Consider the following 12524-nt stretch of genomic DNA (forward strand, 5'->3'; position numbering starts at 1 on the left):
GGGGGGGATTTATCATTGAAAAAAATCGTGTCTATCCTATTTATGTTCAGTTTGGTTATGGGTTTCAGCCAGTTTCAGTCATCAACTGCTTTTGCAGCTGACAATGTGGTGCACGAAACAATTATCGTACCAAAAAACACAACATATGACGGGAAGGGACAGCGGTTTGTAGCAGGGCAAGAACTAGGTGACGGAAGCCAGTCCGAGAACCAGAAACCTGTTTTCCGTGTGGAGGATGGAGCAACACTAAAAAATGTGGTGCTCGGCACACCTGCTGCTGATGGCGTGCACACTTATGGTAACGTTAACATTCAGAATGTGAAGTGGGAAGATGTTGGCGAGGATGCGTTAACGGTGAAGAAGGAAGGAAAAGTGACCATTGACGGCGGCTCAGCCCAAAAAGCGTCAGATAAAATTTTCCAAATCAATAAAGCCAGCACATTCACAGTGAAAAACTTCACGGCGGACAATGGCGGAAAGTTCATTAGACAGCTTGGCGGTTCAACCTTCCACGTCGATGTGATCATTGACAAGTGCACCATCACGAATATGAAAGAAGCGATATTCCGGACAGACAGCAAAACAAGCACGGTTCGAATGACAAATACACGCTACTCAAATGTCGGCCAAAAATGGGTTGGCGTTCAGCATATTTACGAAAACAATAATACTCAATTTTAACAATAAAAAAGCCCGCTGATATTTATTCAGCGGGCTTTTTCAATCTTTCTTGCATTTCTTCCTTCGTATAGATGATCCTCATCGGATTTCCGCCGACAAAAGCCCCGGCAGGCACATCTTTATGGACAAGTGTTCCGGCGGACACAACTGCACCATCCCCTATTTCCACACCGGGCAGAATGGTCGTGTTGGCACCGATCATCACTTCGTCTCCGATCAGGACTTTGCCGATCCGGTATTCGTGAATCAAATACTCATGGGCCAAAATGGTCGTATTGTACCCGATGATTGTATTTGTTCCGACTGAGATCTTTTCCGGAAACATAATATCCGGCATCACCATGAGGGCAAAGGAAGTCTGCTTTCCAACCTTCATCCGCAGAAATGTACGGTACAGCCAGTTTTTCATCCCTATAAACGGTGTATATCTCGCCATTTGAATGACAATGAAATTTTTGACAACCTTTGAAAAAGGCACCGTTTGATAGACATGCCATAGTGAGTTAGCCCCCGAGACCGGATGACGATCTGTTTTTCTCACAGATTACTTCACTCCAACGATTTGTAGTAGATCACTCATTTTCTCTAGCATATAATCTGGCTCATGCTTCGCCAGTGTTTCCGACCCTTTAATCGTCCATGCGACTCCGGCCGTTTTTGTTCCGGCGTTTTTCCCTGCCAGCACATCATGGTAATTATCTCCGACCATAATGGCTTCCGCCGGCTCGCTTCCTAGCTGTTTCAGCGCTAATAGCACAGGCTCGGGATCAGGCTTTGCCATCGTCACATCATCAAGGGTAACGACCGTTTCAAAGAATTCGCCGATTCCAGTCAGCTTGAGGCCCATATTGACAGTATCTCTTAATTTCGTTGTCACAATCCCTAATTTAAAGCCGGCCTTTTTTAATGCATCCAGGGTTTCATACACCGTTTCATATTCAGTCACAAGTGTGTCATGCATGTCATGATTGTACGCTCTGTACATGGCGATCATATCATCGCATTTATCAGCGTCCATGGAGGAGAATGTGTCAAAAAGGGACGGCCCGATAAACGCTAGAACGTCTTCTCGTTTATACTTGCTCGGATAATAATGCTCCAGTGTATGCAAAAAGGACGCGATAATTAATTCATTCGTATTAATAAGAGTTCCGTCTAAATCAAACAGAATCGTCGTTATTTGTTTGTCACTCATATTGCTTCCTTTCCAACCGCTGAGGGTTTCCATTTTTTCCATGTATGCGCAATAGCCATTGTCAGCAGCACTGCGGTGGTGACACGTATGAGAAGAAGAGGCCAGACCGGTATACCGAGCGGAATAAAGACAAGTGTATCTTCTACGACCGCGTGGCAGGCAACGAGAAAAATAAATGCCAATGTCATATCCCGTCTGCTCACGCCGTCATCCTCGACAGCTTTGATCATGACACCCGCTCCATAGGCCAGACCGATCGTCAGTCCCGCCACCATCGTCATGGATGTATTCTTATTCATGCCGAGCAGCTGCGTAAACGGGGACAGCCATCTCGAAAACCGATGCAGCCAGCCTAAATCTCTTAAATACTGAATGATGATCATTAGCGGGATCACTATTGCCGCCAGCTGCAAAACACCAAGTCCAGCTTTCGTTAAAGCTTCGGCCAACATTGCCAGCCAGCCGTCAGGCGCCGCACTCTTCGCGGTGATAAAACCGTACTGTGCCGTTTCCTGTCCGCCGTGCCAGATGAGGTTGATGACAATCGCTGACACAGCAGCCAAACCGATACGCACCGCCAAAATAACGCCAATTCTGATGCCGACCTTCGCGGCAACTGTCGATTCGACAATCAAGTTATGACAGAATGAAAGCATGACAGCTAAAATAAAGACTTCCTTCACAGATAAATCCAATGTCAAAATTCCGGCAATTCCGGCATACAGATTCAGCATATTTCCCAATACAAGCGGAATAGCTGCCTCACCTGAAAGCCCGAAAAAGCCCATAACCGGTGTGATGAGACGTATCAGCCAATCCATGACAGGCGTATGCTGAAGCAAAGTGACCAATAGTGTTACCGGGAAAATGACTTTACCGAGTGTCCATGTTGTTTGAAGACCCGCCGAAAGACCGGCCAGAAAGATCTTCTTCATCCCTCATCCCCCTTTGTTGACGTCTACTCCGCGTATCGCTCCTTCGAGTATCCCTTAACGCGTCTGAAGATGATGGCAGCCACAGCCAAAACAATCAATACGATTGAAATCACCTGAGCGATGCGAAGAGCATCTGTCAGCATAAGGCTGTCAGTCCGCATTCCTTCAATAAAGTATCGTCCAATTGAATACCAAATGATATAGATCAAGAACATCTCGCCTCTACGCAAATTTGCTTTACGCAAAAATAGCAAAATGATGACGCCGACTAAGCTCCATAGTGATTCATATAAAAAGGTAGGGTGATAATATTGTCCATCAATGTACATTTGATTGATGATAAATTCAGGCAGGTGCAGGCTTTCTAAAAAGGCTCTTCTGACTGCTTCACCGTGCGCTTCCTGATTCATGAAGTTTCCCCAGCGGCCGATCGCCTGGCCGAGTAAAATGCTTGGCGCGGCAATATCCGCAAGCTTCCAGAACGAAAGGTTTTTCACTTTTGAAAATACATAGCCTGTTAAAATGGCGCCGATCAATCCGCCGTGAATGGCAATGCCGCCCTTCCAAATCTTAATGATTTCTCCGGGATGTGCCGCATAATAATCCCATTCAAATGCAACGTAATAAATTCGTGCGCAAATAATCGCAATCGGAATGGCAAACAAGACAAGATCGATAAACGTATCTTTCTGCAGCCCCCGTTTCTCACTTTCCCTCATCGCAATCCAAAGCCCAAGCAAAGCGCCGAGACCGATAATGATTCCGTACCAATGGACAGCCAACGGCCCTAGCTGAAACGCTATCGGATTGAGTGGTTCTATCGCTTCATTCATTTAACGCCAACTCCTATTCGTCTTGTTCACTGTCCTCAATGACATCCGCCAGCTTATTGGTAAATTGCTCAGCGGCGTTCAGCCCCATCCGCTTCAATCTGAAGTTCATTGCTGCCACTTCGATAATGACTGCGAGATTTCGGCCCGGACGGACAGGAATCGTCAGTTTTGTAATTTCTGTATCAATGATTTTCATGGTTTCTTCCTCAAGCCCGAGACGGTCGTATTGCTTGCCCTGCTCCCAAAGTTCAAGATTCATGACAATCGTAATTCGTTTATTGCTTCTGACCGCGCCGGCACCAAACAGTGTCATTACGTTGATAATGCCAAGCCCTCTGATTTCAAGGAGATGCTCAATTAATTCAGGAGCGTTTCCGACAAGGGTATCCTGATCCTCCTGCCGAATTTCAACGCAATCATCGGCAACAAGACGGTGCCCCCTTTTCACAAGCTCCAGCGCAGTTTCACTTTTTCCGACGCCGCTCTTTCCTGTGATCAGTACGCCGACGCCGTATATATCCACAAGCACACCGTGAATGGCTGTGGTTGGCGCAAGCCTGCTCTCAAGGAAGTTGGTCAGCCGGCTTGACAGCCTTGTCGTTTTCAGCGGCGATCTGAGGACAGGCACGCCGTTTTTCTCAGAAGCGTCAATCAGCTCCTGCGGGATAGGCATATCTCTAGAAAGAATAATAGCTGGTGTTACATCCGTGCACAGAGAATCCATTCGCTGCTTTTTATCCTCTTCCGGCAGCTGTTCAAAGAAAGAAAGCTCTGTTTTTCCGAGAAGCTGCACGCGCTCTCTCGGGTAATATGTAAAATAACCGGCAATTTCAATGCCTGGCCTAGATAAGTCACTCATTGTAATCGGGCGGTTAACTCCTTCTTCTCCGCTGATTAATTCCAAATTGAACTGTTCCATTACGTCTTTTGTGCGAACCTTTGCCACGATATGTTCCTCCTGTTCCGGGCTTCCCCGAGCTTGCTCACAATAATTTCATTTTATCACTTTCGCGCTTGAACCTAAAACAGATTTTATAAAAGACTGGAAAATGCCTTAGCTGGTCTAGATCACTAGTCTGAAAAGGAGTAAAATAAATGTATTCATATTCCAGAAAGGCGGATCATGTATGGCAGAAAGTCTTCTTATTAAAGGCATCGCGGTCGTGACAGAAAATGAAGTAATCCAAAATGGTTATGTCGGAATCAACGAAGGAAAAATCAGCACAGTCTCAACAGAACGGCCTAAAGAGCCTTATTCAAAAGAGATTCAAGCACCGGCAGATTCCGTTTTGCTTCCCGGGATGATTGACATTCATATTCACGGCGGCTATGGCGCAGATACAATGGATTCAAGCTTTTCAGCCCTTGACACCATGTCGTCAAGGCTGCCCGAAGAAGGCACGACGAGCTTTTTAGCAACAACGATTACTCAGGAACATGGGCACATTTCTCAAGCTTTGGTGAATACAAGAGATTGGAAAGCAGCTGAGGAATCCTCTTTAGGCGCGGAACTGCTCGGCATCCATTTAGAGGGCCCCTTTGTTTCACCTAAAAGAGCCGGGGCGCAGCCAAAGGAATGGATCAGGCCTTCGGATGTTGCGCTTTTCAAAAAGTGGCAGAAGGAGGCGGGCGGACTGATCAAAATTGTCACTCTCGCGCCGGAAGAGGACAGGCATTTTGAACTGATCCGCTATTTGAAAGACGAATCGATTATTGCGTCGATGGGGCATTCAGATGCTGACTCCGCATTACTATCGGAGGCCGCGAAAGCAGGCGCGAGCCATATGACCCATCTTTACAACGCGATGAGCCCGTTTCATCACCGAGAGCCCGGGGTAATCGGAACAGCGCTGGCCCATGATGGGTTTGTGACAGAGCTTATCGCCGACGGCATCCACTCCCACCCTTTAGCGGCAAAGCTAGCTTTTCTGGCAAAAGGCAGCAGCAGACTCATTTTAATTACCGATTCCATGAGGGCAAAAGGCCTGAAAGACGGCGTATATGAGTTCGGCGGCCAAAGTGTGACGGTAAGAGGAGAAACAGCTCTTCTTTCAGACGGAACACTTGCCGGTTCGATCCTCAAAATGAACGAAGGTGCACGGCATATGCGTGAGTTTACAAACTGTTCTTGGACGGATATAGCTAATATAACTTCTGCAAACGCGGCCAAACAGCTGGGCATCTTTGACCGAAAAGGCAGTGTGACAGAAGGAAAAGATGCGGACCTTGTCATTGTCAGCAGTGATTGCGAGGTGATTCTCACCATTTGCCGCGGAAACATTGCATTTATATCCAAGGAGGCTGACCAGATATGAAAGTAATGGAATGTCGAACATATGAAGAGCTAAGCAAACAAGCAGCCAGAATAGTGGCAGACACAATCAAGGAAAAACCTGACGCCGTTCTCGGTTTAGCGACAGGCGGCACACCGGAAGGCACGTATCGCGAGCTGATCCGCCTGCACCAAACTGAGAATCTCTCATTTCAAAACGTCACCACGGTTAATTTGGATGAATACGCCGGACTTTCAAGCAATGACCCGAACAGCTATCACTTCTATATGAATCATCGTTTTTTTCAGCATATCGATAGCCAGCCAAGCCGGCATTTTATCCCGAATGGTAATGCAGACAACCTGGACGCCGAATGCAGACGGTATGAACAAGTAATCGAATCCCTCGGCGGCACTGACATTCAGCTTCTTGGCATCGGCCGAAATGGACATATCGGCTTTAACGAACCGGGAACGCCTTTCAAGTCGCGAACACACGTTGTGACCTTAAATGAACAAACCCGGCAGGCGAATGCCAGATATTTTCCTTCAATAGACAGTGTGCCTAAACAAGCGCTCACAATGGGAATCCAGTCGATTCTCTCAAGCAAGCGCATTCTGCTGCTTATCTCCGGAAGAAGCAAGGCAGAAGCTGTGAAAAAGCTGTTAGAAGGAGACATAAGTGAAGATTTCCCTGCATCTGCTTTGCACCTGCATTCCGATGTAACGGTTTTGATTGATCGTGAAGCAGCGACATTAAGACCTTGAAAGGAACATGCTGACTTATGAAGATCGATAAACAATCACCTATTCCGATTTATTATCAGATTATGGAACAATTAAAAGCTCAAATGAAGAGCGGAGAGCTGCTGCCGGATATGCCTCTTCCCTCTGAGCGTGAATATGCCGAACAATTTGGGATTAGCCGGATGACGGTTCGCCAGGCTCTTTCTAATTTAGTCAATGAAGGCTTTCTCTATCGCTTAAAAGGGAGGGGCACCTTTGTCAGCAAGCCAAGAATGGAACAAGCACTCCAAGGGCTGACAAGCTTTACCGAGGATATGAAAAGCCGCGGGATGACACCGGGCAGCAGGCTCATTGATTACCAGCTTATTGATTCAACGGAGGAGCTTGCCGCTATATTAGGTTGCGGGCACCCCTCCCCAATCCATAAAATCACTCGGGTGAGACTGGCAAATGATATTCCGATGGCGATCGAATCATCGCACATTCCGTTTGAGCTTGCAGGTGAATTAAACGAATCGCATTTTCAGTCTTCGATTTACGAGCATATTGAAAGGTATAACAGCATACCGATTTCCAGTGCAAAACAGGAGCTTGAACCAAGCGTTGCGACATCTGAAGAAGCAAGTATTCTCGGCATTCAAAAGGAGGCGCCTGTCCTATTAATCAAACGAACAACATATTTACAGAACGGAACTGCTTTTGAACACGCCAAATCTGTATACAGAGGCGATCGTTATACATTTGTCCATTATATGGATCGGCTTTCATAAAAAAATCTCCAACCTTTTTTAAGGATTGGAGACATGGCGAAAATCTAACTGGTCTGGCGCAGGACGATATGTTTCTTTTCTCGTCTTGAACTTCCAGATCGGTGATTTCGTTTTGCCGTTAAAACTGTCTTCTACAAAGATATACCAATAATAAACCGAATGCGGCTCAAGATGATCCCAGCGGAATTCAGCAGTATCCCCGCTCTTCACTTGCTCCCGTTTTCCAAGCTCTTCATTGGTATATACATTACACTCAAAATAATCGGTTTCCACCTTTTTGATCCTCGGCTTCAAATCAAGCGAAAGGGTAAACTCATCCTTGTTGCCATAGGTATCAGTATCATAATAGTTTTTATCTTGTAAATGTGGAGAGTACGTCGACACATGCACCATATCATTCGCCTGGTCAAATTGCAGCAAACGCAAATACCCTTGCCCGCCTTCTGGCCCCCCCTGATAATCGGCCAGCATTTGATGCACGAGGCGATCCGGTTTTCCATCACCATCATCATCAAGCTCATCAGTTTTTCTCATCGCACTATGATAATGTCCGCTTAACACCATCACGACATTTGGATTCGGCTTCACGATTTTTTTAAATATTTTCTCTCCAATCGGGCTTCTGTTTCCACTAACCAGCAAATACTCATGAAAAGCTAAAACAGCCATCCGGTCAGGGTGCTTCTTCAGTACCTGATTCATCCACGCGATGTCTTCATTGGTAATGCCCCACCCCATGTACAGCATGATATAATCATTGCCATTGCTTGAAATCAGGTCGTAATGTCCGCGGTTATTTTTATAGGAACCGCCAAAATGCAATTTTTTATCAAAACGATCACTGCCAAAGTATTTGCCAAACGCCCTGTAGGATCCGTCCTTATGCCCGACATCGTGGTTACCGGCCAGCACCCCGTAAGGAATCCCTCTTTTATCCAAAACGGACATTGACCGGTTCGCGTTTTTCCACTGTCTGATATCAGCAGAATCATCTACAATATCACCCGTGTGAAACACATATTTGATATTGAGTTGTTTTTGACGATCCTTTATCCATTCAGTTTGTCTATCAAAAATATGCGGATAGCTTTTGGCGTAATATTGTGTATCGGACATCCAGATAAATGTGTACATATCCTTCGCAGGAGGAATTTCATCCTGTACGATCACATTCATCTTCGACTTCCGCAAAAAATCGGAGGCGATCACAGACCCCTTCAGCGCAAACGGTTTGTCACTCTTTGCAACAAAGCTGTCAACCGGCTGCCACTCGTTTGTCCGATAATTCCAAACATACATTGTCACCTTTCTCCCCGGCAAAGAACTTCCCTTCCAGACTGCTTCCGCCAAGTCATTCTCATCAATTGACGGATCAACCGTCACTTCAAAGCGATGGTAAGGGAAAAGCTCCTTCTTTTCTGTTGAAACTGTTTTTCCGTCAGCAGCAGATACCCTTTCTAATTCGCTATTCGTAAACGGGGTCTCACTTTCCGGCACCAAGCTTTTCGGCGGTTCAGTCAGTGACGCATGCTTAAATATTTTCACATTGTTTCGCGCTGTATATTGAAACCCTCTATAAAAAGCGACATCCATGGCATCATTCGTCGGATCCTTCACCCGCACAGAGAGCTTAGCGCTATGCGTGCCGGCTTCGCTGTCTATGACCTCCGGCTGATCTGGATGCTCTCGTTCTGTTTTAAACGTCCGCTCAACAACTGTTTTATTGCCCGCTAGATCCGTTGCTGTCACTTTTAGCGAATGTTTTCCCGGCGAAAGTTCAGAAGATGACGTATGGTATGGGAGTGTAATGCTTTCACCATCTAAAGAGGCCTCCGCTTCCTCAATTTTGCTCCATTTATCATACATATCCGCCTGCAGGATGAGGTTTCCTTTGTACGTTTGTCCCTCAGTGATATTCGGCTCAATGTGAGGCCCTGAATTATCCACCCGCACAACCAAGCTTACATTTTCCTTGCCGTCGCTTGCCTGAATATGGTGAACGCCTTCAGAAATTTTTGATGTATCCCATACCAGCAGCTGTGACGTAAACAGTCCGTCAGGCAGATTGAATTGAAATTGCCAGCTTTTATTCGATCGCTGATTATCTCCAATAAAGAGTTCCTTCTCAGGAGAAACCCTCTGATCCCTGATTACCGTACCATCTGATAATACCAAGCGGGCGTTTTTGACTAAGAAATCATCACGGTTTTCAGCCGTATCAAACGGCGATACCTTTGAGCCTGACCGTATCGTAATATGCTGCAGCTGCTTCCCTTTACGAAGCAGCGTCTCCGGCAATGGAACGGAATAGGTGCGGTATTTATTTGTCGTATCATCGAACACCTTTAACACTTTGCCTTCCATCGTTACCGCATTTTTAAAGTAAAGATTTGTTTTTCTCGTATCGAACGCAAAATACACTTCTTTTTCCATAGCGGGCTCTGTCACTTGTTTTTTTCCGTCAATCCACAGCTTCATGCTGCCAATGCGCCCGTCTGTTGTCGCTTTTAGAAACTGAGTTCCCGACAGCGTGTCTCTGTTTTCAATATTCATCCGCAAACCGTGCGACTTGCTTGTTTGTTTAATATCAATCATTTTGACCGGGGTTCTTGCTTCATTGATCCCGTCTCCTGCAGTCACGTAATACTCAAGCTGATCCTTCCCGATCAGTTCAGGCGAATACACAATATAATGATAGAGATTGTCGTTGCGGTCTTTTTCAGCGAGAATGCGCTTAAACGGTTTATTTTCATCTGTCCGATAGTAGAAAGCCGCCGTTTTCACAAGACTGTGATCTCGTATGTCAGCACACAGCTCAATGCTTTCAGCAGGACGGACAGGCTTGCGGTCAGTCAAATCCTCAATGACTGGTTTTTCTTTATCAAGCTTGATTTTTCGTTTCTGCTTAGGCACCTGCGCCTGTAATACGGTTCCGGGGGACGGATTCTTTTCTCCGATTGAAATATTGAGAAGTTCTGCGGTACCGTCCAGCGGATACTTGTAAAGCACAGACGACAGCTGGCGCAGCGCATGTTTGCGATAATGCGCAACCGAAATATCTTTTCCTGTATTCGTCGATATCACGACTGCCCGCGGTCTGGTATTGGCCATGCCCTCTGTCTCTTCAATCACCGCAAGATTTTTCCCTTCCGTTAATTGTGTCTGATAATACCGATTGAAATCCTCCGTCGTCAACTCTGGATGTCCGGCAGGCTTCAGCCAAACCACACACGTTTCACCGGATGGAATCGTGATCTTTTTTTCTGGTCTCCAAATCAGATCGGAGTCAGGCCCTTCTTTCGGGTAGCGGTAACGGATGTGATAATCTTTAAAATCAATCGTTCTGTCAGTCGTATTATACATCTCAATAAATTCATAACCGTCTGCACGTCCAATGTTCTTTGTATCAACCGCTAGCTCTGTGATCAGAAGCTCCGGAATATGGGCAAGATCAGCCTGATATCCTTCGAGCTTTAGTTTCTTCATCTCTGACTCGACCCGCTGTTTCCCATTGGAAACCACAATGTAATACTCAAGCTCGCTGTTCCAAATCAATCGTTTCGGAATTTGTGCGAAAAACTTGCGGACCGCTCCGGGTGTCGGATCCATCGGCACCATTTTGTAGCCCAGCTCATTACTTTGTTTATAGAACAAAAAGGCAGAAAATGCTTGATACTCATTGTCACGCACTTGAGCCTCAATCATCAGATTGTTTTTCATTTCAGCTTTCACATCGATTTGAGGAGGATTTTCAAGCAAGGGTATGTAATGAGGCGTTTGGAATGGTTCCTGTTTTATAACAGGAATAGCTTTCGGTTCATGATGGCCGCCAGACAAAACGGAAAGAAAAGACAAGAATATAGAAGCGATAACAGTGTATTTCCTCATCAAAACACCTCCCTTTTCATGTATTTTGTGTCTGAATAGTGGAGCTTATGAGTTGATTTTTGTGCATAAAGGACAAAAAAAGCGTCTGCCTCTTGAACTTCCACTATTACCCAGTAAAACAAGGGTAGTTAACCAGTTAACAACTAAATCAGAGAGGCAAATTGATGGATACCAGCATTCATGATGAATTAATTCAAGCTATACAACAATTCGCATTAAAAAGGGATAAACATTTCATGCAAAAGGTGCAGGCAGATACCGTCCCGCGACATGTCCTCAGAGCATCTCTAACACCTTAGAAAAGAATGGGCATTGACCCAGCTTCACTTTGTTTCCGGTATACATACCAGCCAAAATGTGCCTCTAAAATGAGTTGGAACAACTGGCACAACTGAACAAGGCGAATGGCAGGCAGCACTTAAAGTTTCTAAGCGAATTATGTTAAGAGTCAAACTTCTATTTTCATTTTTTAAAATGCACAATATAATTAATGTTTACTAGTAAACATTAATTATTATAACCCGCACCATTTTTTTGAAAATAAATGTAAATATTACACACTTTCCACCATATTCAGCATGACACAATACAAAACAAAGCTTAAACACCAGTAATTGACAACGAAAACAAGAAAAGATAAAATGAAATTGTTCACAAGTAAACTATTTTTCCTAAGAAAGAAGGTAGCCTATGTCTGATTTGACAAAGCAGATGATATACGACATATACGTGAGACTGCTGCACCTTAATGAACAAAAAGCGAACACTTCACTTCAGCAGTTTTTTAAGGAAGCCGCAGAAAAGGATGTGATGGATGTTCCTAAAAACATGACAAGCATTCATGTCATTGACTGTATCGGCCAGCATGAACCCATTAACAATGCGGGAATTGCCAGAAAAATGACCTTATCGAAGGCGAATGTAACGAAAATCAGCACAAAACTGATCAAGGAAGAATTCATTAACAGCTATCAGCTGACAGATAACAAAAAAGAAGTGTATTTCAAATTAACCCGTAAAGGCAGACGGATTTTTGACTTGCATGAGAAACTGCATAAAAAAAAGGAGCTGGCTTTTTACCAATTCCTCGACTCATTCTCACAAGATGAGCAACATGCTGTATTGAAATTTTTAGAGAAGCTGACGTCTTCACTTGAAGCAGAACAAACCAACGAGACTCCGGACAAACCTGTAAAGTAAACA

General features: G+C 45.1%; 11 protein-coding genes and 1 pseudogene. 6 read left to right on the forward strand and 6 right to left on the reverse strand.

The features are described 5' to 3' along the window. Positions 1–15 precede the first annotated feature (15 nt). Positions 16–681, forward strand: a complete 666-nt coding sequence (pelC, locus tag MOF34_RS05510) for a pectate/pectin lyase PelC (RefSeq protein ID WP_019715842.1) — start codon at positions 16–18, stop codon at positions 679–681. Positions 682–703: 22 nt separating this feature from the next. Here pelC and hprF read toward each other — a convergent pair whose 3' ends face one another. From hprF to hprK, 5 genes are read right to left on the reverse strand one after another with little or no spacing between them, the layout of a single operon-like run. Continuing rightward, positions 704–1222, reverse strand: a complete 519-nt coding sequence (gene hprF / locus MOF34_RS05515; protein WP_019715843.1) for a heptaprenylglyceryl phosphate O-acetyltransferase — start codon at positions 1220–1222, stop codon at positions 704–706. Positions 1223–1225: 3 nt separating this feature from the next. Further along, complete coding sequence (ppaX, locus tag MOF34_RS05520) at positions 1226–1876, reverse strand: pyrophosphatase PpaX (protein ID WP_268399007.1); 651 nt, start codon at positions 1874–1876, stop codon at positions 1226–1228. Beyond that, the gene (locus MOF34_RS05525; RefSeq protein WP_268399010.1) at positions 1873–2811 is read right to left on the reverse strand and encodes a nucleoside recognition domain-containing protein; all 939 of its coding nucleotides are present in this window, start codon (positions 2809–2811) and stop codon (positions 1873–1875) included. Before MOF34_RS05525 ends, ppaX begins: the two co-directional genes overlap by 4 nt. A gap of 23 nt (positions 2812–2834) precedes the next feature. Then, the gene (gene lgt / locus MOF34_RS05530; protein ID WP_268399012.1) at positions 2835–3644 is read right to left on the reverse strand and encodes a prolipoprotein diacylglyceryl transferase; all 810 of its coding nucleotides are present in this window, start codon (positions 3642–3644) and stop codon (positions 2835–2837) included. A 13-nt stretch (positions 3645–3657) separates the two neighbouring features. Further along, complete coding sequence (gene hprK, locus MOF34_RS05535) at positions 3658–4590, reverse strand: HPr(Ser) kinase/phosphatase (protein WP_014115306.1); 933 nt, start codon at positions 4588–4590, stop codon at positions 3658–3660. Positions 4591–4771: 181 nt separating this feature from the next. Here hprK and nagA point away from each other — a divergent pair, with 181 nt between their 5' ends. Genes nagA through MOF34_RS05550 form a run of 3 tightly spaced genes read left to right on the forward strand, consistent with a single transcriptional unit; the run spans position 4772 to position 7433 of the window. Then, positions 4772–5959, forward strand: coding sequence for an N-acetylglucosamine-6-phosphate deacetylase (gene nagA, locus MOF34_RS05540; RefSeq protein ID WP_268399014.1), 1188 nt, complete (start codon positions 4772–4774; stop codon positions 5957–5959). Beyond that, positions 5956–6684, forward strand: a complete 729-nt coding sequence (gene nagB / locus MOF34_RS05545) for a glucosamine-6-phosphate deaminase (RefSeq protein WP_268399017.1) — start codon at positions 5956–5958, stop codon at positions 6682–6684. The genes nagA and nagB overlap by 4 nt, the downstream gene beginning before the upstream one ends. 17 nt (positions 6685–6701) lie before the next feature. Beyond that, positions 6702–7433: a GntR family transcriptional regulator gene (locus tag MOF34_RS05550; protein ID WP_268399019.1), complete on the forward strand. Its 732-nt coding sequence runs from the start codon at positions 6702–6704 to the stop codon at positions 7431–7433. An 18-nt stretch (positions 7434–7451) separates the two neighbouring features. Here the strand turns inward: MOF34_RS05550 and MOF34_RS05555 are convergent, their stop codons facing one another. After that, on the reverse strand, positions 7452–11321 hold the full coding sequence (locus tag MOF34_RS05555; RefSeq protein ID WP_268399022.1) for a metallophosphoesterase: 3870 nt from the start codon (positions 11319–11321) through the stop codon (positions 7452–7454). Between the two features lie 164 nt (positions 11322–11485). On the opposite strand from MOF34_RS05555, the pseudogene MOF34_RS05560 reads away from it, so the two are divergent. Further along, positions 11486–11681 (forward strand): annotated as a pseudogene (locus tag MOF34_RS05560) (MarR family transcriptional regulator); the annotation flags it as partial. Between the two features lie 330 nt (positions 11682–12011). Then, the gene (locus tag MOF34_RS05565) at positions 12012–12521 is read left to right on the forward strand and encodes a MarR family transcriptional regulator (RefSeq protein ID WP_268399023.1); all 510 of its coding nucleotides are present in this window, start codon (positions 12012–12014) and stop codon (positions 12519–12521) included. Positions 12522–12524 lie beyond the last annotated feature (3 nt).

Source organism: Bacillus sp. T17B1, assembly GCF_026796395.1.
GTDB classification, from domain to species: Bacteria; Bacillota; Bacilli; order Bacillales; family Bacillaceae; genus Bacillus; species Bacillus spizizenii_A.